The organism is Streptacidiphilus monticola, from assembly GCF_042658505.1.
GTDB classification, from domain to species: Bacteria; Actinomycetota; Actinomycetes; order Streptomycetales; family Streptomycetaceae; genus Streptacidiphilus; species Streptacidiphilus monticola.
Map to the genome: position 1 here is coordinate 1 of NZ_JBHSQJ010000123.1, position 24,839 is coordinate 24,839.

General features: G+C 73.5%; 22 protein-coding genes. 7 read left to right on the top strand and 15 right to left on the bottom strand.

Going from position 1 to position 24,839, the window contains the following annotated elements; genetic code table 11:
- Nucleotides 1-52: 52 nt before the first annotated feature.
- Nucleotides 53-1,258 (bottom strand): glycosyltransferase, encoded by a 1,206-nt coding sequence (locus ACFP3V_RS25740; protein WP_380588089.1) that lies wholly within the window; start codon nucleotides 1,256-1,258, stop codon nucleotides 53-55.
- A 131-nt stretch (nucleotides 1,259-1,389) separates the two neighbouring features.
- Here ACFP3V_RS25740 and qcrB point away from each other — a divergent pair, with 131 nt between their 5' ends.
- The gene (gene qcrB / locus ACFP3V_RS25745) at nucleotides 1,390-2,778 is read left to right on the top strand and encodes a cytochrome bc1 complex cytochrome b subunit (protein WP_380588092.1); all 1,389 of its coding nucleotides are present in this window, start codon (nucleotides 1,390-1,392) and stop codon (nucleotides 2,776-2,778) included.
- Between the two features lie 19 nt (nucleotides 2,779-2,797).
- On the opposite strand, the gene ctaF is transcribed toward qcrB, so the two are convergent.
- Together ctaF and ctaD are read right to left on the bottom strand one after the other, a co-directional pair.
- Entirely contained in the window at nucleotides 2,798-3,187 is a 390-nt protein-coding gene (gene ctaF, locus ACFP3V_RS25750; protein WP_380588095.1) for an aa3-type cytochrome oxidase subunit IV, read from the bottom strand.
- 4 nt (nucleotides 3,188-3,191) lie between these two features.
- A complete protein-coding gene (gene ctaD, locus ACFP3V_RS25755; protein WP_380588098.1) occupies nucleotides 3,192-4,877 on the bottom strand; it encodes an aa3-type cytochrome oxidase subunit I in 1,686 nt (561 codons plus the stop codon).
- A gap of 278 nt (nucleotides 4,878-5,155) precedes the next feature.
- Here ctaD and ACFP3V_RS25760 point away from each other — a divergent pair, with 278 nt between their 5' ends.
- Nucleotides 5,156-5,773, top strand: a complete 618-nt coding sequence (locus ACFP3V_RS25760) for a response regulator transcription factor (RefSeq protein WP_380588101.1) — start codon at nucleotides 5,156-5,158, stop codon at nucleotides 5,771-5,773.
- Between the two features lie 72 nt (nucleotides 5,774-5,845).
- Here ACFP3V_RS25760 and ACFP3V_RS25765 read toward each other — a convergent pair whose 3' ends face one another.
- Both ACFP3V_RS25765 and ACFP3V_RS25770 read right to left on the bottom strand, forming a co-directional pair.
- The gene (locus tag ACFP3V_RS25765) at nucleotides 5,846-6,217 is read right to left on the bottom strand and encodes a hypothetical protein (RefSeq protein WP_380588104.1); all 372 of its coding nucleotides are present in this window, start codon (nucleotides 6,215-6,217) and stop codon (nucleotides 5,846-5,848) included.
- A gap of 43 nt (nucleotides 6,218-6,260) precedes the next feature.
- Nucleotides 6,261-7,328: a baeRF2 domain-containing protein gene (locus ACFP3V_RS25770; protein WP_380588107.1), complete on the bottom strand. Its 1,068-nt coding sequence runs from the start codon at nucleotides 7,326-7,328 to the stop codon at nucleotides 6,261-6,263.
- A gap of 178 nt (nucleotides 7,329-7,506) precedes the next feature.
- Here ACFP3V_RS25770 and ACFP3V_RS25775 point away from each other — a divergent pair, with 178 nt between their 5' ends.
- Entirely contained in the window at nucleotides 7,507-7,677 is a 171-nt protein-coding gene (locus tag ACFP3V_RS25775; RefSeq protein WP_380588110.1) for a hydrophobic protein, read from the top strand.
- Between the two features lie 102 nt (nucleotides 7,678-7,779).
- Here ACFP3V_RS25775 and ACFP3V_RS25780 read toward each other — a convergent pair whose 3' ends face one another.
- Nucleotides 7,780-8,733 carry a TIGR03557 family F420-dependent LLM class oxidoreductase gene (locus ACFP3V_RS25780; RefSeq protein ID WP_380588112.1) on the bottom strand — a complete coding sequence of 318 codons (954 nt, stop codon included), beginning with the start codon at nucleotides 8,731-8,733 and terminating at the stop codon, nucleotides 7,780-7,782.
- A 184-nt stretch (nucleotides 8,734-8,917) separates the two neighbouring features.
- Here ACFP3V_RS25780 and ACFP3V_RS25785 point away from each other — a divergent pair, with 184 nt between their 5' ends.
- On the top strand, nucleotides 8,918-9,541 hold the full coding sequence (locus tag ACFP3V_RS25785; protein ID WP_380588115.1) for an Rv1733c family protein: 624 nt from the start codon (nucleotides 8,918-8,920) through the stop codon (nucleotides 9,539-9,541).
- Nucleotides 9,542-9,581: 40 nt separating this feature from the next.
- Here ACFP3V_RS25785 and ACFP3V_RS25790 read toward each other — a convergent pair whose 3' ends face one another.
- The gene (locus ACFP3V_RS25790) at nucleotides 9,582-10,253 is read right to left on the bottom strand and encodes a YoaK family protein (RefSeq protein ID WP_380588118.1); all 672 of its coding nucleotides are present in this window, start codon (nucleotides 10,251-10,253) and stop codon (nucleotides 9,582-9,584) included.
- 132 nt (nucleotides 10,254-10,385) lie between these two features.
- Between ACFP3V_RS25790 and ACFP3V_RS25795 the strand changes: the two genes are divergently transcribed.
- Nucleotides 10,386-11,171, top strand: coding sequence for a hypothetical protein (locus tag ACFP3V_RS25795; protein ID WP_380588121.1), 786 nt, complete (start codon nucleotides 10,386-10,388; stop codon nucleotides 11,169-11,171).
- Nucleotides 11,172-11,292: 121 nt separating this feature from the next.
- On the opposite strand, the gene ACFP3V_RS25800 is transcribed toward ACFP3V_RS25795, so the two are convergent.
- The 6 genes from ACFP3V_RS25800 to ACFP3V_RS25825 all read right to left on the bottom strand — a co-directional run bounded on the left by ACFP3V_RS25800 (nucleotide 11,293) and on the right by ACFP3V_RS25825 (nucleotide 19,831).
- Nucleotides 11,293-12,603, bottom strand: a complete 1,311-nt coding sequence (locus ACFP3V_RS25800) for a nitrate/nitrite transporter (RefSeq protein ID WP_380588124.1) — start codon at nucleotides 12,601-12,603, stop codon at nucleotides 11,293-11,295.
- Between the two features lie 881 nt (nucleotides 12,604-13,484).
- On the bottom strand, nucleotides 13,485-13,823 hold the full coding sequence (gene nirD / locus ACFP3V_RS25805) for a nitrite reductase small subunit NirD (RefSeq protein WP_380588127.1): 339 nt from the start codon (nucleotides 13,821-13,823) through the stop codon (nucleotides 13,485-13,487).
- Nucleotides 13,820-16,405, bottom strand: coding sequence for a nitrite reductase large subunit NirB (gene nirB / locus ACFP3V_RS25810; protein ID WP_380588130.1), 2,586 nt, complete (start codon nucleotides 16,403-16,405; stop codon nucleotides 13,820-13,822). The genes nirD and nirB overlap by 4 nt, the downstream gene beginning before the upstream one ends.
- Nucleotides 16,406-16,416: 11 nt before the next feature.
- Complete coding sequence (locus ACFP3V_RS25815) at nucleotides 16,417-17,118, bottom strand: NAD(P)/FAD-dependent oxidoreductase (RefSeq protein ID WP_380588133.1); 702 nt, start codon at nucleotides 17,116-17,118, stop codon at nucleotides 16,417-16,419.
- Nucleotides 17,097-17,645 carry an FAD-dependent oxidoreductase gene (locus ACFP3V_RS25820; protein WP_380588136.1) on the bottom strand — a complete coding sequence of 183 codons (549 nt, stop codon included), beginning with the start codon at nucleotides 17,643-17,645 and terminating at the stop codon, nucleotides 17,097-17,099. The genes ACFP3V_RS25815 and ACFP3V_RS25820 overlap by 22 nt, the downstream gene beginning before the upstream one ends.
- The gene (locus tag ACFP3V_RS25825) at nucleotides 17,642-19,831 is read right to left on the bottom strand and encodes a molybdopterin oxidoreductase family protein (RefSeq protein ID WP_380588139.1); all 2,190 of its coding nucleotides are present in this window, start codon (nucleotides 19,829-19,831) and stop codon (nucleotides 17,642-17,644) included. Before ACFP3V_RS25825 ends, ACFP3V_RS25820 begins: the two co-directional genes overlap by 4 nt.
- Nucleotides 19,832-20,022: 191 nt before the next feature.
- On the opposite strand from ACFP3V_RS25825, the gene ACFP3V_RS25830 reads away from it, so the two are divergent.
- Nucleotides 20,023-21,153, top strand: coding sequence for a uroporphyrinogen-III synthase (locus tag ACFP3V_RS25830; protein ID WP_380588142.1), 1,131 nt, complete (start codon nucleotides 20,023-20,025; stop codon nucleotides 21,151-21,153).
- Nucleotides 21,154-21,344: 191 nt separating this feature from the next.
- Nucleotides 21,345-22,187: a sirohydrochlorin chelatase gene (locus tag ACFP3V_RS25835; RefSeq protein WP_380588145.1), complete on the top strand. Its 843-nt coding sequence runs from the start codon at nucleotides 21,345-21,347 to the stop codon at nucleotides 22,185-22,187.
- A gap of 69 nt (nucleotides 22,188-22,256) precedes the next feature.
- Here ACFP3V_RS25835 and ACFP3V_RS25840 read toward each other — a convergent pair whose 3' ends face one another.
- Together ACFP3V_RS25840 and ACFP3V_RS25845 are read right to left on the bottom strand one after the other, a co-directional pair.
- Nucleotides 22,257-23,228 carry a TIGR01777 family oxidoreductase gene (locus ACFP3V_RS25840; protein WP_380588148.1) on the bottom strand — a complete coding sequence of 324 codons (972 nt, stop codon included), beginning with the start codon at nucleotides 23,226-23,228 and terminating at the stop codon, nucleotides 22,257-22,259.
- 51 nt (nucleotides 23,229-23,279) lie between these two features.
- Nucleotides 23,280-24,197 carry an oxygenase MpaB family protein gene (locus ACFP3V_RS25845; protein ID WP_380588151.1) on the bottom strand — a complete coding sequence of 306 codons (918 nt, stop codon included), beginning with the start codon at nucleotides 24,195-24,197 and terminating at the stop codon, nucleotides 23,280-23,282.
- Nucleotides 24,198-24,839: the final 642 nt, after the last annotated feature.

Genomic DNA, 24,839 nt, shown 5'->3' on the forward strand with positions numbered 1-24,839 from the left:
GCGCGCCTCGCGCGCCTCGCGCGCCTCGCGCGCCTCGCGGGGCCCACCGGGGCTACAACGGGGCTGCGGTGGGGGCGAGTTCGGCGTAGAGGCGGGCGGACGCCTCCGCCACCCGCGGCCAGGTGTAGTGGGACAGCACATGGGCCCGTGCGGACACGGCGCGCCCGCGCCGCAACGCCGGTGAACCCAGCAGTTCCGCGACCGCCGCCGCCAGGGCGGCGGCGTTGCCGGGCGGGACCAGCCGGCCGATCGCGGGGTCGGCGAGGCTGTCGAGGTGCGCGCCGACCCCCGCCGCCACCACGGGCGTCCCGCAGGCCATCGCCTGGAGCGCGACCATCCCGAAGGGCTCGTACCACCCCGGGCACAGCACGCAGTCCGCGGAGCGGAACAGCTCGGGCAGCCGCTTCGGCGCCACGCGCCCGAGCAGGGCGAAGCGGTCCGCGACCCTGCCCTGGCGGGCGAGTTCGCGCAGCCGCCGGGCCTCCGGGTCCAGGTCCAGCTGCTCGCGCGGGGGACCGCCGACGACCAGCAACTCCGCCGTGGGCAGCCATTCGAGCGCGCGCAGCGCCGTGTCGATGCCCCGGCGCCGGGACAGGCCGCCGACCATCAGCAGCCGGGGCCGCCCGGTCCGCGGGGCCATCGGGCCGTCCGGGCTGTAGCGCTGGGCGTCCACGCCGCAGGGGACGACCCGCACCCGGTCCGCCGGAATGCCCAACTCCCGCAGGTCGCGGGCCTCTTCACGGGAGGTGGCGATGATCCGGTCCACCTGGTGGCCCAGCGCCGTCTCCACCGCGACGCGGCCCTCCGAGGCGCGGTCGGTCGCGCCGCGCAGCCGGTCCTGGGCGACCCCCAGCGAGTGGTAGGTGTGCACGACCGGGAGTTCGTGGCCGCGGGCGCCCAGCAGGGCGGCGAGCCCGGACATCCAGTAGTGCGCGTGCACGACGTCGGGCCGCTGCCGTCCCCAGACCCGGGACAGTTCCGCCCCGAAGCCGCGCATGCAGGGCAGCAGCTTCTCGGTCCGCACCGAGCGGGCCGGGCCGGCGTTGACGTGATGGACCGTCAGGTCAGGGCCGATCTGCACGAACTCGGCCTGCTCGGGCTGGTCGCGGCGGGTGTGCACGACCACCTGGTGGCCGCGCGCGGCCAGGGCCGCGGCCAGTGCGGCGACGTGCACGCTCTGGCCGCCCGCCTCCGCGCCGCCGAGGGAGGCGAGCGGGCTCGCCTGGACCGACACCAACGAGATCCTCAGCCCGGCCATCCCGCGGCCCCTTCCCTGCGCTCCTGCTCTGTGCCGCCGCTGCTATCCACCGGCGTCCGCCGCAAACATGCCTGCCGCCGGACGGGTGGTCGGGTGATAGCCGGGGCCCGCCCGCGGGTAGGCGCGCGGGCATGGTGCGCAGCGCGGTGGACTACCTGGATGCCCGGCTCCCGTTCCTCGACCAGGCGCGGGACTACGTACGGAAGATCTTCCCGGACCACTGGTCGTTCCTGCTGGGCGAGATGGCGCTGTACAGCTTCGTGCTGCTGCTGCTCACCGGCGTCTGGCTGACCTTCTTCTTCGAGCCGGGCATGGGTGACACCGTCTACCACGGCGCCTACACGCCGCTGAGCGGCATCCGGATGAGCGAGGCCTACAGCAGCGTGCTGCGCATCAGCTTCGACGTGCGCGGCGGTCTGCTGATCCGTCAGATCCACCACTGGGCGGCCGTGCTGTTCCTGTCGGCCATCGGCCTGCACCTGCTGCGGATCTTCTTCACCGGGGCGTTCCGCAAGCCGCGCGAGGTGAACTGGCTGATCGGGCTGACCATGTTCGTGGTCAGCCTGCTCGAGGGCTTCGCGGGCTACTCGCTCCCCGACGACCTGCTCTCCGGGACCGGTCTGCGCACCGCGGAGGGGATCACCCTGTCGATCCCGATCGTGGGCACCTACCTGCAGATGTTCTTCTTCGGCGGGGAGTTCCCGGGCACCCACATCGTCGGGCGGCTGTTCTCGCTGCACGTGCTGCTGCTGCCCGGGGTGCTGCTGGCGCTGGTCGGGCTGCACCTGATGCTCGTGTTCACGCTGGGCCACACGCAGTGGCACGGACACGGCCGGACCAACCGCAACGTCGTCGGCATGCCGCTGTTCCCGCAGTTCGCCGCCCGCTCGACGGGTCTCGCCTTCTGCACCTTCGGCGTGTGCGCGCTCGCCGCCGCGCTCGCGCAGATCAACCCCGTGTGGGTCTACGGTCCCTACCGGCCCGACCAGGCTTCCACCGACGCCCAACCCGACTGGTACGTGGGCTTCCTGGAGGGCGCGATGCGGCTGATGCCCGGGGTGGAATCGCGCTTCCTCGGCCACACCGTGGTCTGGGACGTGTTCATCCCGGCCGTGGTGCTGCCGGCGGTGCTGTTCGGCGTCCTCTACCTCTACCCCTTCGCGGAGCGGCTGCTGACCCGGGACAAGCGGACGCACCACCTGTGCGACCGCCCGCGCCACGCTCCGGTACGCACCGGGCTCGGCGTCGCGGGGGTGGTGTTCTACGGCGTGCTGCTGCTGGCGGGCAGTCAGGACCTGCTCGCCAACGTCTTCCAGACCTCGGTGGAGCTGGTGAACTGGACCCTGCGGATCGCCGTCCTGGTGCTGCCGTTCCTCGCCTTCGCGCTCACCCGGCGGCTCTGCCTCGGACTGCAGGAGCGGGACATGGAGCGCGTCCACGAGGGGGTGGAGACCGGCTGGGTGCGGCAGAACGTCTCGGGCGGCTACGAGGAGGAGCACCGCCCCCTGGAGCGGGACTGACGGGCTGTCACCAGGGCCGTCACTCGCCGCGCCGGGAGTACTGGAAGACGAAGCCCCCCACCCCGGCGGCCAGGAGGCCGAGGCCCACCAGGGCCAGCCAGGGCTCGAACACCGGGGCCAGAGCGGTGAACGCCACGCCGGCGGCGGTGATCACGGGGTAGCCGCTGGAGGGCGGGAAGAACTCCAGCGGCCCCGCCGTCTCGGACACCGGCACGGCCGGCCGGTCCTGGGCCCGCGCGCCGCGGCGGCCGTAGTTGATCCACAGGAACGCCGCCACCAGCGAGGACATCAGCAGTGCGACGGTCAGCGCCGCCTTGCCCGCGTTCTCGTGGGCCAGGGCCAGGTAGATGCCGTCGCAGACGGCGAAGAAGAAGGCCACACCCGTCCACAACAAGGCCTCGCTGCGCACGCGTTCACTCCTCCGGGTTGGCGCCGACCGGCGGCTTGGGCTCGCCGGCCTCGGGGTGGTGCAGGTCGAACGCGGGAGAGTCGGAGCGGATCCGGGGCAGCGCGGTGAAGTTGTGCCGCGGCGGCGGACAGCTCGTCGCCCACTCCAGCGAGCGGCCCCAGCCCCAGGGGTCGTCCTCGGTGACCTTCTCGGTGTGCACGCGGGTGTACCAGATGTTGTAGAGGAAGAACAGCGTGGAGGCGCCGAGCAGGAAGGCACCGATCGAGGAGACCGTGTTCAGCGTGGTGAAGCCGTCCTGCGGCAGGTAGTCGGCGTAGCGGCGGGGCATGCCGGCCGCGCCCAGCCAGTGCTGCACCAGGAAGGTGGTGTGGAAGCCGACGAACAGGGTCCAGAAGTGCCACCGGCCCAGCCGCTCGTTCAGCATTCGGCCGGTGAACTTCGGCCACCAGAAGTAGAAGCCGCCGAAGGCCGCGAAGACGATCGTGCCGAACAGCACGTAGTGCAGGTGGGCCACCACGAAGTAACTGTCCGTCACATGGAAGTCCAGCGGCGGCGAGGCGAGCAGCACCCCGGACAGCCCGCCGAAGAGGAAGGACACCAGGAAGCCGATGCACCACAGCATCGGCGTCTCGAACGACAGCGACCCGTGCCACATGGTGCCGATCCAGTTGAAGAACTTCACCCCGGTCGGCACCGCGATCAGGAACGAGGTCAGTGAGAAGAACGGCAGCAGCACCTGCCCGGTGGCGAACATGTGGTGCGCCCACACCACCGCCGACAGCGCGGTGATGGAGATGGTGGCCCCCACCATCCCGACATAGCCGAAGACCGGCTTGCGGCTGAAGACGGGGATGATCTCGGTGACGATGCCGAAGAAGGGCAGCGCCACGATGTAGACCTCGGGGTGCCCGAAGAACCAGAACAGGTGCTGCCACAGCAGGGCGCCGCCGTTCGCGGCGTCGAAGACGTGCGCGCCGAAGCGGCGGTCGGCCTCCAGCGCCAGCAGCGCGGCGGTGAGCACCGGGAAGGAGAACAGCACCAGGATCGAGGTGAACAGCACGTTCCAGGTGAAGATCGGCATCCGGAACATGGTCATGCCCGGCGCGCGCAGGCACATGATCGTGGTGATGAAGTTGACGGCGCCCAGGATGGTGGACATGCCGGAGACCACCAGGCCCATCGTCCACAGGTCCCCGCCCGCGCCCGGGCTGAACACCGGCCCGTTGAGCGGCGCGTAGGCGAACCAGCCGAAGGACGCCGCCCCGCCCCGGGTGAGGAAGCCGGAGAGCACCATCAGGCCGCCGAAGAGGAAGACCCAGTAGGTGAAGGCGTTGAGCCGGGGGAAGGCCACGTCGGGGGAGCCGATCTGCAGCGGCATGATCCAGTTGGCGAAGCCGACGAAGGTGGGCGTCGCGAACAGCAGCAGCATCAGCGTGCCGTGCATCGTGAACAGCTCGTTGTAGTCCTCATGGGTGAGGAACTGCATTCCGGGACGGGCGAGTTCGGCCCGCATCAGCAGCGCCATCACCCCGGCGACCAGGAAGAAGCCGAAGCTGGTGACCAGGTACATGCTCCCGATGAGCTTGTGGTCGGTGGTGAGGAACCACTCCAGCGCCGCGCGGCCCTGACGACGCCGGGCCTCCTCACGCGCGCGCCGGGTCCGGGCGGCCGGGGTCCGCACAGCTGACATGCATTCAACTCCCGTAGCGGCGGCGGAAGGCGGCCGCGAACGGCCTGACCAGAGCACGGCTAACCCGAGCGTGCCACCGCAAACCTCACAGCACGCCGTGGCGAACCTGTTTCCGACGGTCCGTCACCCGTACGGAGCAGTCCGGTGTTTGGGCCGGGTACGGGCGGGCAGCCGCCAGGGTGCCCGCAGAACCAAAAGGGCAAACCGCCTTAAGTCCCACCAGGCCTGAAGAGAGCAAACCCGCTCCGAACGGGCCGGCCGAGTCCCAGGAGGCATCCATGCCGGTCAAACCGGAACTGATCCGCTCCGCCCTCGCCGCCGCAGCGGACCGGCACCGGATGGCGCTCACCGCGCTGGAGATCGAGATCCTGACCGACGCCGCCGCCCGGGCCGTGCTCCCGGCCCGTCGGCACTTCCCCCGCCACCCCGGCAGCCCGCTCAACACGCGCGAGGTGCAGATTATCGCCGGGGCCGCCCGCGGGCACACCAACGCGCAGATCGCGCGCAGCATCGGACTGTCTCCGCTGACCGTCAAGAGCCACCTGACCCGCATCGCCGCGCGCGTCGGCTGCGGTGACCGGGCCGGCATCGTGGGACTCGCCTACCGCAAGGGCTGGCTGGTGCAACTGCCGCCGGAGCCCCGGCCGGTCGTACAGCTCAAACCGGACCACCTGGCCGTCCTCGACGGCATGGCCCAGGGGCTCGGCAACGCCGAGATCGGGCGCCGGCTCTTCCTCTCCGAGGAAGCCGTGAAGTCGCGGGCGCGGTCACTCTTCGACGCGCTCGGCGCGCACACCCGCGCGCACGCCGTCGCGCTCGGCTACCAGCACGGACACCTCCCCCTCGACGGCCGCCCGGCCGAGACCGCCCGGCCCCGCGTGCTCCAGGCGGTGTGACCCGCCCGGAGCACGGCATGGGCACCCAGGGCCCAGGCATCGAGGACCCGGGTACCGAAGGACGCCACCCGCCTACTCGGGCAGCTGGTCCGAGCGCGGACGCATGGCCTCCTCAGCCTCCTGCTCCGCACGCGCGTCCCGCTCGCCCTGAGCCCGCTGGTCCGCCTGCTCGGCCTCCACGTCGTAGCCCGGCGTCCGCTCCGGCTCCGACTCCAGGGATTCCGCCGCCGGGTCCGTCCCCGCTTGCGATCCACCCTCCGATCCGGGCTCCGTCCCGGCCCCGGAGGAGTCCTCCTCGCGGTCGACGGGCGGCTCGGGGTCGTGCCACTCCTCGGCCCGGCTCGGCTGCCCGGACCGGACCTGGCCCTCGACCTCGTGCGCCATCTCGTCGTCCAGGGCGGGACCGTGCTTGCTGCTGCCCCGGTCCGACGTCTGCTCCGTCATGCCTCTCCTCCTCTGGTGCTGTCACGTGCCGGCTGAGCGTCCGTCAACTGCGGCGCAGCAGGGCGGCCACGCCCTGACCCGCCGCGAACGAGCCCGGCGGCGCGAAGGCCAGCCGGGCCGCGCTCAGCGCCGCCGCGAACGGCAGGGCGTCCGCGCCCGGCGCCTGCTCCGTCATTCCTCCCAACTGCTCCTCGGGCAAGGCGAGTTCACCCAGCGAGCGGCCGAAGCGCAGCTGCGCCGAGAGCGCCTCGCCCGCCTCGGCCAGGACCAGGGTGTCCACCTCGCCGTTGCGCAGCGCCGACACCACCGGCAGCAGCCCCTCCACCGCCCGGCCGTCCACCAGCCCCGCCTGCAGCCGCCGCTGCACCTCCGCCGCCTGCTCGAGCGCCCGGACCGCCGCCGCGGAACGCGCCCGGTCGGCGGCCTCGGCCGTGGACGTCAGCTCCACCAGACGCTGCGGCCACGGCGACGGCAGATGCTCCTTGACGAGCGTGCGCGCCCGCACGTCGCCGGCCAGCACCAGCACCGCCACCCGGTGCTCCGCTGCCAGCGCCGCGGCCTCGGCGGCCACGCCGCGGGCGTTGCGGTCCCAGGTGTTCTCCGCCCGCCGCTGGTAGCGGTCCTGAGCCCAGTCGCCCACCGGCAGCTTGCGGATGTCCTCGCCGTCCCCGTGCACCTCCCGGTGCTCGCCCGCGCCCACGGCGGAGGTGTGCACCTCCAGGTCGGCGCCCACCCGGTCGGTGCGCACCAGCAGGTAGGGCACGAAGCACTGACGGTCCCTCAGCAGGGGCAGTACGTGCGGCAACGGCCCGAAGCAGACCAGGTCCCGGTCGGGGGCCGCGCTCAGCTCGTGTCGGGCCAGCAGCTCGCCGCCGGCGGCGAAGAGCGCCTGGCCCTGCGGAGCGGGCATGCCCCGGTCGGAGCCCACCTGCTCCACCAGCACCCGGATCGTGGCCGGGTCGGCGCCTGCCTCGGAGAGGCGTTCGGACACCGCCCGGGCACGCAGCTCGATCGCGTGCGCGGCCTGCGGGGCCGCCCGTTCGGTGTCCACGTACACCGACGCCACCGGACCCCCGTGTCGGTACAACTCCCGGGTCCAGGAGAGATGCATCCTCGGCTCCTTCCTGATCGCGCGCGGCGCGCGTACCCGGGCCCCGCCCCGCGAAACGGCCCGGCGGGATGCCGCAGCGGGGCGGACGGCCCGGCGGCTTCGGCACGGTGACGGCGCCACGGTGCAGGCATGGGACGGGCCAAGCAGGGCAGGCGGAGCAGCAGGAGGTGAACACTTCATGATTCCCCTGCTCCTCGTCCTGCTGCTGGCGATCCTGCTCTTCGGGGTGGGCTTCGCCGTCAAGGTGCTGTGGTGGGTCGCCCTGGCCGTGCTGGTGGTCTGGCTGCTCGGCTTCCTGTTCCGCGGCGCGGCCGGGGCCGGTGGCCGCAGCCGCTGGTACCGCTGGTGACCTGTCGTCAGGCCGCTGCGCCTGACCCCGCGTGGGCCCCCATGATGGGGGCCCACGCGCGTGTCGGCCACTTTGCGCCCGCGCCGGGCCGCTGACGGCCCGTTACCGGGTCAGCGCGGGCAGCACGGCGTCCCGGTAGTGGTCGAAGAACTCCGGCCACTCCCGGCCGATGTTGCCGACGTAGAGCTCGTCGAAGCCCGCGTCCACGTACTGCCGCAGCTCCTTGACGTGCTCCTCGGTGTCCGCGCCGCAGACCACCTTCTCCCCGACCTGCTCCGGGGTCACCAGCTGCGCCGCCTGCTCGAAGTGACGGGGCGTCGGCAGCACCTGGTTCAGCTCGCCCGGCAGCAGCTCGGTCGCCCACAGGCGGTGTGCGGTCTCGACCGCGCGCTCCCGGTCCCGGTTCCAGCACACCTTGGTCCCGCCGACCACCGGCTTGCCCCCGCTCGACTCCCGGAAGGCGCCCACGACTTCGGCGTCCGGCATCATCGTCACGAACCCGTCCCCGATCCGCGCGGCCAGCTCCGCCGAGCGCGGTCCGAAGCCCGACACGTACACCGGCACCGGCTCGTCCGGGACGGTGTAGAGCCGGGCGTTCTCCACCGTGTAGTGCCGTCCCCGATGGCTGACGTTCTCCCCGGAGAACAGCTCCCGCAGCACCGCGACGGCCTCCTCCAGCATCTCCGCCCGGACCGGGAAGGCGGGCCAGACGTCCCCCAGCACATGCTCGTTGAGTGCCTCGCCCGTCCCCACGCCCAGCGTGAACCGGCCCTCCAGCAGCACCGACGACGTCGCGGCGGCCTGGGCCACGACGGCGGGGTGCATCCGCACGGTCGGGCAGGTGACCAGCGTCGTCACCGGCAGCCGCACGGCCTGGGACAGGGCTCCGATCAGACCCCAGACGAAGGCGCTCTGCCCCTGCGCGTCGCACCAGGGGTGGTAGTGGTCGGAGACCGCCAGGCGGGTGAAGCCCGCCTCCTCCGCCCGCCGGGCCTGGTCCAGCAGTTCGGCAGGGGTGAACTCCTCGCAGGAAAGGAAGTATCCGAACTCGGTCATCTGCGTCTCCTCGGACTCCGCGGTCATGGACCTGCGGCGCGCCTGCCCCGGACACCGGAGGAGAACCGCCGCATCCGCCACTCGTTCGGTTCGCCGTGCGCGGACGCGAGTGGCGCCCGCCACGCAGCGGACGAGAATCAAGGGAGGAGTGCGCAGCAGGGCCGCCCCGAGGAGGCAGAGAGCCATGGCATCGCCAGCAGCCGAACCGCGTCGCCCATCGGCACCGGGGCCCGCGCACGGCGGGCCGCTGGCGCGCGCCCGGGCCCGGCGCAGCAACCCGCTGTTCCGGCCGCAGGACGCCTGGCGGGGCCGGCTGCAACTGCTGCTCGCGCTCGGCCTGCTCGCCGCCGCCCTCGGCTGCGCGCTGTTCGCGCTCGGCCGCTACGACGCCGACCGGGGCAGCGCGGAAGCCCTCCAGAGCCATCTGCACCCGGTGAACGCGCAGGTCCTCGGCGCACCCACCGCCTCCTCCACCGGGCGCACGACGGGCGACCCGGTCGCCCCCGTCGCCTGGACCGGCGCCGACGGAAGGTCGCACCAGGCCGTGGCCGTCGTGCCCCCGCTGACCGTCCAGGGGCAGACCGTGCAGGTCTGGCTCGACGCCGCCGGCCACCCCGCCGTCGGGCCCGCCAGCCCGACCGCCTCAGCGGCCACCGCCGTCTCCATCGGCCTGTGCGCGCTGGTCGGCTGCGCCACCCTGGTGGTCGTCCTGCACGCGGTGGCGCGCTCGCTCCTGGACCGCTCGGCGCTGCGCGGCTGGGAACGCGACTGGCGCGCCACCGCCCCGCTGTGGACAGGCCGCCGCTGAGGCGAACGCCGCTGAGCCGGGGGCGGGTGCCGGTGCCGCTTCAGGGCTCGCGGTAGAGCACGGCGGTCGCGGCCACCAGGAGCGCGGCCAGCAGCAGCGGCCAGCCCAGAGCGGTGTGCACGGTGAGCGCCGCGCCGAGGGCCGCGCCCGCGAGCATGGTCAGCGCCGAACCCAGCCTCCGGCTCCACCGCGTCCCGGCGGCGCCCGCGAGCGGGGAGTCCGCGGCGAAACCGGTCAGCGTCATGGTCAGTACCGTCGTCGTCAGGTCGGGCACACCCAGCGCGCGGACCGTGCCGTTGCGCAGGCCGAGCGCCACGGCCAGCACCGCGATCAGGACGGCGTGCGGCACGGCGGGCGCCGTCGCGGCCACCAGGGCGGCCGCGCCCTCCAGCACCGCCTCGGCCAGCAGCACGCGACGGAACCAGAACTGACGGCCCTTCGGGCGCAGCTCGCGGGTGACCCGGCCCGAGGCCACCGAGCCCAGCAGGAAGAAGCCCAGGGAGACCAGCGAGTCGAGCACGGAGAAGCCCGGCGCGCCGCCCAGCGCGAAGCCGACGATGACGACGTTGCCCGTCATGTTCGCGGTGAACACCCGGCCGAGGCCGAGATAGCTCACCGCGTCCACCACACCGCTGACGAAGGTCAGCGCGAACAGCGCGAGCGCGAGCGGATGCCGGTCGCCGATCTCCGCCCCGGGGATCTCTGTCGCCATGCCAGCAGCCTAGGACCTCGGACGGACGACGCGTCAGAAGCCGTACACCGCCCGGGTACTGACGGATACTCTGGGCGCGCGCCACCCACCCGGTCTCCCCTGTCCGTCCCGCCCGCCGCCCGAGGAGCGTCGATGAGCTATCCCTCGCAGTACCCGCCACCGCAGCCGCAGTTGCCGCCGCAGGGTCCGGTGCCCCCGTACGGGCAGCCGGCGCGGGCGGCCCGCAGCGGGGCGCAGATCTTCCTGGCGGTCCTGGCCGTGGTCACGGCGGTGCTGCAGTTCGCGGTGCTGGTGGCCAACCTGGTCGAGGTCGGCTTCGCGTTCCTGGGGAGCGTGGTGTGGTCCGGTTCCACCTGGCCGCACAGCTGGTTCAGCTTCGCGCCGAGCGACCTGGTGTTCTGCCTGATCCTGGTGGCCGCGGCGGTCGGCGCGTTCCTCGGCAAGTCCTGGCCCGGCCCGGTCGCCGCCGCCGTGGCGGCGGTGCAGGCGGTCTCCATCATCTTCGGCTTCACCCGCGAGCTGGGGGCTCCGGGGTACCAGACCCACTACTACGAGGGCGGCTGGAACGTCACCGGGAACGTGCTGGCCGGGCTCGTCCTGGTCTTGTCCCTGGCGCTCGTGGTCCTCGGCCTGCTCGCCCGGCCGCGCTCCGGTCCTGCCGGCCCCCGTCCCGCCGCCCCCGTGCCGCCCGGCGCGATGCCGCAGCCCCACGCCTACCCTCAGCCGGGGGCAGCCTCCCCCTACGCCTACCCGAGCCAGCCCCAGGGCGGCCCGGCCCCGCAGCCGGGAGCCGTGCCTCCGTCCGGCCCGGTGCCCCCGCAGGGCGCGGTGCCGCCTGGAGCCGTCCCCCCGCAGCCCACCACCCCGCCCGCCCAGCCGCAGCAGCAGCCGCCCTACGGGTACCCGCCCGCGGGCTGACCGCGCGACGGTACTCGGCAGAACGCAGTCTCGCCGTCGGCTGGCGAAGCCGACGGCGAGGAGCTGAAGGGGCGTCACCGGTCCCTTGCGGGGCGGAAGCTGACGGCCCGGTGGTCAGGGCTCACACGTCGGCCGCCGTGCGGCCGGGCCGCAGGTAGACCGCCCAGGTGAGGGCCAGGCAGACGGCGTAGGCGGCGAGGAAGGTCAGGTACGCCCCGTCCCCGTTGCCGGAGGAGAGGAACGACTGCCGGAAGGCCACGTTCACCAGCACTCCGCCGAAGGCGCCCACCGCTCCGGCGATGCCGATCACGGCGGAGGAGCGGGCCGGGTCCTTGAAGATGGCGGGGATCATCTTGTAGGTCGAGCCGTTGCCGATGCCGCTGAGCACGAACAGGGCGATGAAGCCGGTGAGGAACAGCGGCAGGCTGTGCTGGCGCGAGGCCGCGTACACCAGTGCCGCGCCCCCGGCCATGAGCGTGAACACCCAGGCGGTCACCTTGGCCCCGCCGATCCGGTCCGCGATCGCGCCGCCCACGGGTCGGAGCAGCGAGCCCAGCAGCGGGCCGAGGAAGGTGAGGTACGCGGCCTTCACCGGGGTGGCGAACTGGCTGTGGAACTGCACCTGCAGCACCTGTCCGAAGGCGAAGCCGAAGCCGATGAAGGACCCGAAGGTGCCGATGTAGAGCAGCGACATCACCCACGTGTGCGGCTTGCGGGCCATCTCCCGCATCAGGCCCTTGGCGGTCCGCATGGTGCTCAGGTTGTCCATGCGCAGGGCGGCGCCGAGTGCGGCCAGAACGATGAGGGGGATGTAGACGAGGGGGAGCAGACGCGGGTGGGTCGCTCCGGCGGTGGCCAGGATCAGCAGACCGATCAGCTGGACGGCGGGGACGCCGAGGTTGCCGCCGCCCGCGTTGATGCCGAGCGCCCAGCCCTTGAGCCGCTGCGGGTAGAAGGCGTTGATGTTCGCCATCGAGGACGCGAAGTTGCCGCCGCCGACGCCCGCGACGCAGGCGACGACCAGCAGGGTGGAGTACGAGACGCCCGGCTCCAGGACGACGCCGGCGAGGACCGTCGGGACCAGCAGCATCAGTGCGCTGAAGACGGTCCAGTTGCGCCCGCCGAAGCGGGCGACCGCGAAGGTGTAGGGGAAGCGCAGCGCCGCGCCGAGCGCGGTGGGCAGCGCGGTGAGCAGGAACTTCCCTGCGGGGTCCACGTGGTACTGCGGGCCGAGGAAGAGGACGAGGACGGACCAGAGGGACCAGACCGAGAACCCGATGTGCTCGGAGAAGACGGAGAAGACGAGGTTCCTGCGGGCGATCTTCGCCCCGGCCTCCTCCCAGAACCCGAGGTCCTCGGGCTGCCAGTCCTCGATGGTGCGCGTGCCTCTGGAGCCGGCCTGCTGCTCCTTGCTGCCGATTGCCGTCGTCATGGCTACCTGCCTGGGGTCGAGGTGGTGTGGTGAGGGGGTGTCATTTCGAACGGTTCGGGCTGCGTCCCGCGAAGCCCTCCCGCGGGCCCGGGCGGGCCTGCGAGGGTGGTGGGTCCTGTGCGGCGCGGCGCCCTCCACGGCCGGGGGCCGTTGCCGCCCCCGTTCGGGTGGGGCGACGGGGCCGGCCTGGGCTTGGACGCCTGCCCGAGCCCTTCGGGCTGGGCGGCGGTGTCTGTCCTGTGGTGGACGGATGGGGTTCAGGGGGTCGTCGTTGACCCCGTGCGAAGCGGTTGGGGCGGCCCTGGGCCCTGACCGCCTGCCCGTGCCTTCGGGCTGGGCGGCGGTGTCTGTCCTGTGGTGGACGGATGGGGTTCAGGGGGTCGTCGTTGACCCCGTGCGAAGCGGTTGGGGCGGCCCTGGGCCCTGACCGCCTGCCCGTGCCTTCGGGCTGGGCGGCGGTGTCTGTCCTGTGGTGGACGGATGGGGTCCAGGGGGTCGTCGTTGACCCCGTGCGGAGCGGTTGGAGCGGCCCTGGGCCCTGACCGCCTGCCCGAGCCCTTCGGGCTGGGGCAGGCGGTGTCTGTCCTGCGGTCGGACGGGGGAGAGGGGTCGGTCATGTGGGGCGGGTGGCCCCGTTGGGCGGCGTAGCCGCCCGCGGGCGCCGGGCCCCCGTCCTGCGGGCGGGAGGTGCCCCCACCGCGGGCAACGCGCCGCTCGGGGAGGTTCGACTTCGTGTGCGGGACGAACCCGCCTGGGCGGTTGGCTGGTCGCGGCGCGGTTGCCCGCGCCCCTGGCGGGGCCTTCGGCCCCGGGGGGGCGGGGGCGGGTCCGGCGGTCGGTGGCTGCCTCCCGTTCAGGGGCGGGTGGCTCTGGACCGGAGGTCAGGTGCGGCGGATGGGCCAGGTGGGGAGGGTGGCGGGGGAGCCGTCGGGGGTGGCGTCCTCGTCGAGACAGGTGCCGGTGCGGAGGTCGAAGACCTGCTTGTACATGGGCGAGGCGACCGTCGGGGCTTCGCCCCGACTGCCCAGCAGGCCGCGGGAGATGACCTCCGCCGCGCTGAACGGGTCCCGGTTGCCGACCGCGTACAGGTCACCCTCCGGGGTCAGGAAAACGGCGACCTGCTGCTCGTCGTCGAGCAGGGCGGCCACCCCCCGCCCCGGAACCAGCTCGGACTCGGGGCACAGCGGGAGCCACTCGCCCCGGTGGTAGAGCTCGATCATGCGTGCACCTCCAGGCGCGGGCCCGCGACGAGGACGACGCCGTCCTCGTCGGGGCGGGCGGGTCGGATCTGGTCGCGCTCGGGGACGAAGGTGACCGTCGGGTCCGGGGTCCCGGGCGCGTTGACGAAGGAGACGAAGCGGCGCAGCCGCTCCGGGTCGTCCAGGACGGCGGCCCACTCGTCCTGGTAGAGGGCGACGTGACGCTCCATCAGGGCGTCCAGGTCGGCGCAGATGCCGAGGGAGTCCTCGAGCACCACCTGCCGCACGTGCTCGACGCCGCCGTCGAGGCGCTCGAGCCAGACCGAGGTGCGCTCCAGCCGGTCGGCGGTCCGGATGTAGTACATCAGGAACCGGTCGATCGTCCGGATCAGCGTCTCCTTGTCCAGGTCGGCGGCCAGCAGGTCGGCGTGACGGGGCGTCATGCCCCCGTTGCCGCCGACGTAGAGGTTCCAGCCCGCGGACGTGGCGATGATGCCGAAGTCCTTGCCCTGGGCCTCCGCGCACTCGCGGGCGCAGCCGGAGACGGCCGACTTGAGCTTGTGCGGCGACCGCAGGCCCCGGTAGCGCAGCTCCAGTTCGATGGCCAGGCCCACCGAGTCCTGCACCCCGTACCGGCACCAGGTCTCGCCGACGCAGGACTTCACCGTGCGCAGGGCCTTGCCGTAGGCGTGGCCGGACTCGAAGCCCGCGTCCACCAACCGCCGCCAGATCTGCGGCAGTTGCTCCACCCGGGCGCCGAACATGTCGATCCGCTGGCCGCCGGTGATCTTCGTGTACAGGCCGAAGTCCCGGGCGATCTCGCCTATGGTGATCAGCCCGTCCGGGGTGATCTCGCCGCCGGGGATGCGGGGCACCACCGAGTAGGAGCCGTTGCGCTGCAGGTTGGCGAGGTGGTGGTCGTTGGTGTCCTGCAGGCCGGCCTGCTCGCCGTCCAGGATGTGGCCGTTGTCCAGCGAGGCCAGGATCGAGGCGACCACGGGCTTGCAGACGTCGCAGCCGGCGCCGGTGCCGTGCTCGGCGACCAACCGGGCGAAGCTGGTGATCCCCTTGGCCCGGACGATCTGGTACAGCTCGGCGCGGGTGAACTCGAAGTGCTCGCACAGGCCCCTGCGCACCTCCACGCCCGAAGCCTCCAGCTCCTCGTTGACGATGGAGCCCAGCATCTTCACGCAACTGCCGCAGCCGGTGCCGGCCTTGGTGCACTTCTTGACCTCGGGGACGCTGCTGCAGCCCTGCTCGTGCACGGCGGCCCGGATCTCGCCCTTGGTCACGTTGTGGCAGGAGCAGATGACGGCCTCGTCAGGCAGGGTCAGCTTGGCGCCCGCGTCCGCCGCGCCGGCCGGGAGCACCAGCTGCTCCGGCGCGACGGTGAGCGGCTTGCCGGCCAGCAGCAGCGGACGCAGGACGTCGTACGCCTCGGTGTCGCCCACCAGCACGCCGCCCAGCAGCGCACCGTCCGACCCGATGACGAGCTTCTTGTAGACGCCCTCGCGGCTGTTGCTGTAGACGACGTCGAGGGCGCCCTCGGCCGCGCCGTGCGCGTCGCCGAGGCTGGCCACGTCCACGCCGAGCAGCTTGAGCTTGGTGGAGGTGTCGGCGCCGGTGAAGGGGGAGTGGTCGCCCGCGGCCAGGTCCTTGGCCGCCGTCTCCGCCATCGAGTAGCCCGGCGCGACCAGGCCGTAGACGCGGCCGTCCGCGGCCAGGGCGCACTCGCCGACGGCCCAGATGTTCGGGTCCGCGGTGCGGCAGCGCTCGTCCACGGTGATGCCGCCGCGCTCGCCGACCGGCAGGCCGCACTCGCGGGCCAGCTGGTCGCGGGGGCGGACGCCGGCGGAGAAGACCACCAGGTCCACGTCCAGCACGGTGCCGTCCGACAGCGACATCGAGTGCACCCGGCCGTCCGCGCCGGTGCCCAGCTCCTGGGTGCCGGCACCGGTGTGGACGACGACGCCGAGGTCCTCGATCTTGCGGCGCAGCAACTGGCCGCCGCCTTCGTCCACCTGAATGGCCATCAGCCGCGGCGCGAACTCGACGACGTGCGTCTCCAGGCCCATCGCCTTCAGCGCGCCGGCGGCCTCCAGGCCGAGCAGGCCGCCGCCGACGACCGCGCCGACCCGGGCGTGCTCGGCGTCGGAGCGGATCCGCGCCAGGTCGTCCAGGGTGCGGTAGACGTGGCAGCCGGCCGCGTCGTGGCCGGGCACCGGCGGCACGAACGGGTACGAGCCGGTGGCCAGCACCAGGGCGTCGTAGCGCAGTTCGGCCCCGGAGGCGGTGGTCACGGTGCGCGCGTCGCGGTCGATGCGCACGGCCGGGTCGCCCAGCCGCAGCGTGATGCCGTGCTCCTCGACGAAGCCGGGCGGGCACAGCGAGAGTTCGTCCTCGGTGGTTCCGGTGAACCAGGAGGTCAGGTGCACCCGGTCGTAGGCGGGCCGGGTCTCCTCGGCGAGCACGGTGACCCGCCATTCGGCGAACCCGGGCTGCTCGGCCAGCGCCTCCAGGAAGCGCTGGCCGACCATCCCGTGGCCGACCAGGAGCAGGTCCTTCTGCGCGGCTGTGGTCGCGGCGGTCGTGGTGGTGGTCATGTCGTGGCTCCTCAGCGGGCGGGGAGGGTGGTCAGCAGGTGCAGCGGGGAGTCGGGGAGCGGCTCGTCGCGCTCGTACGCGCGGGTCAGCGCGTCCACGGTGGCGAGGTCGCCGAGCAGGATGCCGCCGACGAGTCGGTCGCCGCGCAGCACCAGCTTCTTGTAGGCGCCGCGCGTGGCGTCGCGCAGCGTCAGCACGTCCAGGTCGGGGTCGTCGGCCTCGTCCACCAGGCCGAAGGCCGCGTACTCCAGCGGTCCGGCGGACAGCCGGGCCAGCGGGCGGGAGCCGGTGTACCGGGCGTCGGGGTCGGCCCCGGAGAGCCGGGCCGCCAGCACGTCCGCCTGCTCCCAGGCGGGGCCGGCCAGTCCGTGCACCGCGCCGCGGTGCTCGGTGCAGTCGCCGATCGCGTGGACGTGCGGCGCCGAGGTGCGCAGCTCGTCGTCGACGAGCACGCCCCGCTCGACGGCCAGTCCGGCGGCGTGGGCGAGCCCGGTGCGGGGCCGGACGCCGCAGGCCAGGACGACGAGGTCGCAGGAGAGGCGGTAGCCGTTGGCGAGCTCCACCCCGGTCACCCGGCCGCCCTCGGAGCCGTGCAGCGCCTTGGCGCGGTTGCGGGTGTAGACCTCGACGCCCCCTTCGCGCAGGCCGCGGCGGAGCGCCTCGGCGGCCTCGGCGTCGAGGTGACGCTCGATCAGGTGCGGGGCCTGGTGCACGATCTCGACGGCCGGCCCGGTCGCCGCGAGCGCGCGGGCAGCGGCGTCGCTGGCGTGCTGGTCATCGGCGGGCCGGGCGGGCTCGGCGTCGCCGGAGGGCCGGCCGTCGGGGGCCGGCCGGGGGCCGGCGTCGCCNGGCGGCAGTCGGCCAGGCTGCGCAGCGCGTGCACCCCCGCGAGCGGCGGGTGCAGTCCGCGGATCGGCGGCAGCACCGGGTTGGCGCCGGTGGCCAGCACCAGCTCGTCCCAGGACGCCGCCTCGCCGCTGCTCAGCGTCAGCTTCCGGGCCTCGGTGTCGATCGCCACGACCTCCTCGCCGAGCCGCAGTTCGGCCCCACCGGTCTGCAGCGCGATGGACTCGGCGTCGAAGTGGCCGGCCAGCACCTCGGCCAGCAGCACCCGGTTGTAGGGGGCCCGCGGCTCGGCGCCGTACAGGGTCACCTCTCCCGTCCCGCCGAGGAACCGGTACCGCTCGGCGAACCGTGCCGCGGCCATTCCGGCGCCGACGACGGCGATGCGTGTGCTCATCGGGCGGCCTCCGTGCGTTCGACGCGGACCGCGCAGACCTTGAACTCGGGCATCCGGGACACCGGGTCCAGCGCGGCGTTGGTCAGCGAGTTGGCGCGGCCCGGGCCCGCCCAGTGGAAGGGCATGAAGACCGTGTCCGGGCGGATGTCGCTGGTGATCCGCGCGGGGGCGGTGGCCCGGCCGCGGCGGGTGGTCAGCGTGAGCAGCTGACCCTCCGTCACCTCCAGCCGGGACGCCAGCTGCGGGTGCAGCTCCACGAAGGGGCCGGGGGCGGCGTCGTTCAGCTTCTTCACACGGCGGGTCTGCGCGCCGCTCTGGTACTGGCTCAGGACGCGTCCCGTCGTCAGGTAGTAGGGGTACTCCTCGTCCGGCTCCTCCGCCGCCGGGCGGTGGGTCACCGCCGCGAAGCGGGCGCGGCCGTCCGGGGTGGCGAAGCGGTCCAGGAAGAGCCGCTGGGTGCCCGGGTGGGCGTCGTCGGGGCAGGGCCAGAAGACGCCGTCCTCCTTGCGGATCCGGTCATAGCTGATGCCGGCGTAGTCGGCCTGGCCGCCGGCCGAAGCCCGGCGCAGCTCCTCGAAGACCTGCTCCGGCTCGGTGGGGAAGGCGTCGGCGGGGAACGGGTCGGCGGGGAAGGCGTCGGCGCGGAAGGCCGGGGGGTCCTCCGGGGTCGTCGCGTCCTCCGGGTCGGCCGCTTCCGTCTGGGCCGCGGCGGCCCGGCGCAGGCGGGCGGCCAGGCCGTGCAGCAGCTCCAGGTCGCTGCGCACGCCGTCCGGGGCGGCGAGCGCCTGCTGACGCAGGATCACCCTGCCCTCAAGGTTGGTCATGGTGCCGCTCTCCTCCGCCCACTGCGCGGCGGGGAAGACCACGTCCGCCAGCTGCGCGGTCTCCGACAGCACGAGGTCGCTGACGGCCAGGAAGTCCAGCGCGCGCAGCTTGCGGGTCACCCGCACCGCGTCCGGCGCGGAGACCACCGGGTTCGAGCCCATCAGCAGCAGCGCCCGCACCCCGTCCACCTCGCCGAAGCTGTCGAGGAGTTCGAAGGCGGAGCGGCCCGGCCCGGGGATCGTCGCCGGGTCGACCCCCCAGACGCGGGCCACGTGCTCGCGGTCCGCGGCGTCCGTGATCGAGCGGTAGCCCGGCAGCTGGTCCGCCTTCTGCCCGTGCTCGCGGCCCCCCTGGCCGTTGCCCTGGCCGGTGAGGCAGCCGTAACCGCTGTACGGGCGGCCGGCCTTGCCCGCGGCCAGGCACAGGTCGATCCACGCGCCGACGGTGTCGGTGCCCTTGCTCTGCTGCTCCGGACCGCGCGCGGTGAGCACCATGCCGGTCTTGGCCCGCCCGAACAGCCGCGCGACCTCCCGCAGTTGGGAGACCGGGACGCCGGTCGTGCGCTCGGTCCTGGCGGGCCAGTGGGCCATCGCCGCCGCCCGGGCCGACTCCCAGCCCGTCGTGCGTTCGGCGATGAACTCCTCGTCCGTCAGGCCCTCGGCGATCAGCACGTGCAACAGGCCCAGCGCCAGGGCGAGATCGGTGCCCGGGACCGGCTGGAGGTGGAGGTCCGCCTGCTGCGCGGTCCGCGTCCGGCGCGGGTCGACGACCACCAGTGTCCCGCCGTTCTCGCGCAGTTCGCGGAAGTAGCGGAGCACCGGCGGCATCGTCTCGGCCAGGTTCGAGCCGACCAGGACGACGACCTCGCTGCGGGCGATGTCCGCCAGCGGGAACGGCAGCCCCCGGTCCAGGCCGAAGGCCCGGCGCGAGCCGGCCGCCGCCGAGGACATGCAGAAGCGGCCGTTGTAGTCGATGTTGGCGGTCCGCAGCGCCACGCGGGCGAATTTGCCGAGCGCGTACGCCTTCTCGTTGGTCAGCCCGCCCCCGCCGAAGACGCCCACCGCGTCCCGGCCGTGCGCCCGTTGCGCCGCGGTGAACGCGGCGGCCGTGCGGTCCAGCGCCTCCTCCCAGGTGGCGGCGCGCAGTTCACCGTCGCGGCGGTCGCGCACCAGCGGGGTCGTCAGCCGTCCGGCGCGGTCCAGCACCGCGGCCGCGTTCTGTCCCTTGCCGCACAGCGCACCCCGGTTGACCGGGAACTCCGGCCGCTCCAGCACCTCGACGAGGGCCGCGTCCGGGCCCCCGGCGAGCCGCATCCCGCACTGCAGCGAGCAGTACGGGCAGTGGGTGTCGGTGGTCGTCATGCAACGCAGCGTGTCGGCGGCGGATTACGCATCCGCGTCCCGGTTGTTGCGCCGGAGGTACAGGTCCTTCACGCCGCGGCCCGGGCGACGTCGGGTGTACGACACATGACGTAACAACCGACTGCCACTGCCTAACCCGCACGTGACGGCCGTGCAACGTGCAGGAAACGCGCGGACGCCAGCCTGCCGGTATGACTACTGCGACGGCCGGCCCCCTCCCCCTGGTGGGCTTCACCGTCGGCGTCACGGCCGCGCGGCGACGCGACGAGCTGACCAACCTGTTGAAGCGCCGCGGTGCACGGGTGGTCGAGGCGCCGACGATGCGGATCATCCCGCTCGAGGACGACCGTGCGCTCCGGCGCGCCACGGAGCGGTGCCTGGAGGCACCGCTCGACTACGTCGTCGCCACGACGGGCATCGGCTGGCGCGGCTGGATGAGCGCCGCCGACGGCTGGGGGCGCGGCGCCGCCCTCGCCGACGCCTGCCGCGACGCGGTCGTGCTGACCCGCGGCCCCAAGGCCACCGGCGCGGTGCGCGCGAGCGGCCTGGGCGAGACCTTCTCGCCGGACAGCGAGGCCGTGGACGAGCTGCTGGTCTGGCTGCTGGCCCGTGATCTGAGGGGCCGTCGGATCGCCGTCCAGGAGCACGGCATGCCGCTGGACTCCTTCGCCGCGGCCCTGCGCGAGCGCGGGGCCGAGGTCATCGAGGTGCCGGTGTACCGCTGGGCGCCGACCGAGGAGCCGGAGGCGGTACGCCGGCTGGTCGAGCAGTCCGTGCGGCGCGAGGTGCACGCGCTGGCCTTCACCAGCGCCCCGGCCGCGGTGGCACTGCTCGACCACGCCGAGGAGGCGGGGCTGCGCGGCGAGCTGCTGGCGGCGCTGCGAAGCGGCGAGATCATGGCCGCCTGCGTCGGCCCGGTCTGCGCCCGGCCGCTGCTCGACCTGGGCATCCCCGCGGTCTGCGCGGAGCGCGGCCGCCTCGGCTCGCTGGTCCGCGCCGTCACGGACGAGCTGCCGCAGCGGAACCGCCGTCAACTGCGCGGTCCGGGCGTGGACTTCATCCTCCAGGGCAGCGCGGTGCTGGTGGGCGAGGAGTCCTTCTGGCTCACCCCCAACGCGGCCGCGCTGCTGCGCGCGCTGGCCGAACGCCCGGGCTGGGTCGTCAGCCGCGCCGACCTGCTGCGCCGCGTCTGGGCCGGTACCAACGCCGACGAGCACGCGGTCGAGGCGGCCGTCGCCCGGCTCCGCACCGCGCTCGGCCCCTGGGGGCGGCTGGTGCGGACGGTGCCGAAGCGGGGCTACCGCCTGGAGCTGACTGCATGACGGCGCCGCCGACCGTGACACGGACCCCGGCGGGGACGCGGGCGGGAACTTCGGCCCGGGCTTCGGCGGGGACTCCGAACGGGGCTTCGGTAGGGACACCGGCTGGAACGCCCGCAGGGACACCGGCTGGAACGCCCGCAGGGACACCGGCTGGAACGCCTCCTGGGACTCCGACCCGGCGTCCGACCCTGGTGGCCGTCGCCCACGGCACGCGGGATCCGGAGGGGGTCCGGACGACGGAGCAACTCGTCGATCGGGTGCGGAAGTTGCGTCCGGAGGTGAGGGTCGAGCTGTGCTACCTCGACATCGTGACGCCCTCCCTGCCGGAGCTGCTGGCCACACTGTCCGGAGAGGCCGTCCTGGTGCCGCTGCTGCTGGGCGCGGGCTACCACGTCCACGTCGACATCCCGGAAGCGCTGGCCGCCGCGCCGCAGCTGCGCGCCACGGTCGCCCGCGCGCTGGGCCCGGACCCGGCGCTGGCGCGGCTGTTGCGCCGCAGACTGGTCGAGGCCGGTCTGCGGAGGGACGAGGACGGACGTACGGGTCTGGGAGAACCCGCGCAGCCGGTGGTGCTGGCCGCCGCGGGCTCGACGGACGCGCGGGCGAACGCGGACACGGTCCGGATGGCCGCGCTGCTCGCGGAGGAACTGGCCGCGCCCGTCGTTCCCGCGTACCTCTGCGCCGGCTCGCCCACCCCCGCCGAGGCCGTCGCCGCGCTGCGCGCCGCCGGCCACGAGGACGTGGCGATCGCGGGCTACCTCCTCTCCCCGGGCTACTTCGCCCGCAAGGCGACCCGCGCGGGCGGGACGGTGGTCAGCCGACCACTGGGCAGCGCGGACGAGTTGGCACGGCTGGTGCTGGCGCGCTACGACGAGGCGGGTGCCGGTGCGGGGGCGGGGGCGGGGGCAGGTTCGGGTGCGGGAAGGGGAGTGGGAGCGGGGCCCGTGTCGCCGCCGTTGCCGGCTGCCGAGGCATCGGAAGGGCAGGCAGCGGTCGCTGTCGGCGGTGGCGGGCGCTCGGCCAGGGGGATGTAGCCCGTAGGGCGTGGTGGAGGCGGAGAGCTGCCCCGGACCGGCGGGTTGGTCCGCCTCCCTGGACCGCCGCTACGGCAGGTGCGACTGCGCCGCCAACTCCCGTGCTGCTGCCGCCCAATGCTGAAAGTCGAAGCCGAACCCGGCCTTCAGCAGTCTGCCCGGGACGACGCGGCGGCTCTTGAGCAGCAATTCGGTGTCCGTGCGCAGCGCAAGTGCCCCCAACTCGGCCATCCAGCGGGTGGCCGGCAGACCGAGCGGGAGGCGGCGAGCCTCGCGCAGGGTCCGCATGAACTCCCGCTGGGGCAGCGGGTTCGGAGCCGCGAGGTTGACCGGGCCGTCGATGTCCTCCCGGTCGACGAGGAACTGCACCGCCCGGACGAAGTCCCGCTCGTGGATCCACGACACGTACTGCCGGCCCCCTGCAACCGGTCCGCCCAGCCCGAGCCTGGCCAGCCGCGACAGCACGTCGAACACGCCGCCCCGGTCCGGGCTCATCACCATCGCGGCGCGCAGCGCCACCTGGCGCGTGCCCGGCGTGGCCGGGGCGGCATCGGCCTGAGCCTGCTCCCAGTTGCGGGCGATCCGGACGCTGTACTCCCAGTAGCGGGGTACGGATGGCTCGTTGCCGCCGATGACGCCGGTCGCCTCGTCGTTGGGGCCGTCGAAGCGGTGGGCGTAGATCGTCGCCGTGCTCATCTGCAGCCACACCCGGGGCGGGTTCGCGGCGGCCGCGATGGCCTCCCCGACGACCCGGGCCGAGTCCACGCGGGAGTCCATCATCTGGCGCAGGTTCTCGGGCGTGTAGCGGCAACTGACGCTGCGCCCGGCGAGGTTGACCACGACGTCGCAGCCGTCCAGCTCCTCGACCCAGGGGCCGAGGGTGCGGCCGTCCCAGGGGACCTGGCGGGAACCGCGGGCGCGGGCACCGGTGTTGGCGTCCGGATTGCGGCTGAGGATCACCACCTCGTGCCCGGCGGCGCGCAGCGCCCGCTCCAGCATCGTGCCCACCTGTCCGGTTCCCCCGGGGATCACGTACTTCACGGGGGGAGCGTAGACCGATTAATTGAACGTGTTCAAGTTATGGCTGGAGGTCTACTGTCGGGGCGGGGAGGGGTCGGGTGCCGTGGCCGACGTCCCGGGGTGCGCGGTGGTCGGGAAGGTGCCCAGGTCGGAGAGGCGGTAGCCGGCCGGATAGCCCGGGTACCCGCGTACCCGGCGGCTCTGGCGTCCATGGAACGGCTTGCGCCGCGGTGGCAGCAACCGCACCAGTCGGCCGCGCGCCCGCATGCCGCCCAGGACGAGTCGGCGGAGGAGAGCGGACGGAGCCGGGTAGCGGAAGCTCTCCCGCAGCGGGTCGTCCATGAGGCAGATGGTCGCCCGCCGCATCAGCCCGCCGAACGGGCGGAACCAGGAGGCGACGAGCGCGAGGGTGGCGTCGGAGACGGCCCGGCCGCCGGCGTCGAAGGCGAAGTGCTCGCGCTCGTAGGAGTCGAGCAGCTCCTCGAACTCCTCGTAGGTGGACGGGATGTCCTTGATGTTCATCCGTTGCCCGAGCGCTCGGTAGTAGTTCACCGACGCCCGGATCTCGGCGGGGGAGTACGGCCGCCAGCCGAAGTCGTCGAGCCAGCGCTTGGGGATCACGACGAAGGTGGCGAGCACGTAGCGGAACTGGTCGTCAGGGATGTCGTAGTGACGGTGCATCTGGTTCACGCGGCGCTGCGCCTGGCGTCCCGCAGGGGAGTCCAGGCCGTGTTCGAGGGAGGCGTCGAGCAGCAGGACCGTGTCGTCGTACCGCTTCTGCGGACGCCGCGTCAGCTCGCCGGTGCGCGCGAGCAGCCCGCCGATGGCGGGGACCGCGTAGGTCCGGTAGAGCGCCATGCCGAGGGCCTGGGTGGTGTCCCAGGGGAACTCATAGGCACAGCTGATCCGGTAGATCTCCTCGAAGTCCCGCTCCGGGTCGAGCTCTTGGATCCGCCGAAGCCATGTGTCCCGTGCCGTGGTCCTTGGCATGTGTTGCCCCCGTTGGTGGGTGGTCGGTGGTCGGTGGTGGGTGGTCGGTGGTGGGTGGTCGGTGGTCGGCGATCAGGTGGTGGGTTGGCGGCCCTCGATGATTGTCGCGGTTGGGAAGGGGGTGTGGACGCTCTTTCGGTGATGGGGGTGGCGCGAGAGCCTCGCTCCGGATTTCTTTTTGAATGCAGGGGGAGGGCTGGTCGGGAGGGCTCAGGTTTTTCGGTGGTTTTTCGCGGGACGTTTGCAGCGGCATTCGCCGTTGGCGGGGCCGGGGTGCGTGCTGCTCGCTCCGCTCGCGGAAAAGACGCGACCACGGCAGCGGGCCCGGGGAGGGCGTCGTCGTCGGCCTGCGGGACGGGCGGGCGCCGGGCGTCGGGCGGGTGCGGAAACGTTTTACCGGGACGCCCGGAAAATACCCGGGAATAGTGCCGGAAATGCCTTGCGGGGCGGCCGGGAACGGGTCCATAATTGTTCCATGGACGCCTCGATGTACGGGGGCGAGGGTGAGATGACCGAGGCGTCCGGCGCTGTCCCGGAGGCCCCGTCCTCCGCCTGGACCGCCCCCTTCCAGCCCCAGCCCCCGGTTCCGACTCCTGCTCCCGTGGTGGATCCGCTGGCCTGCCTGCCCGGGGTCCGGGCGGT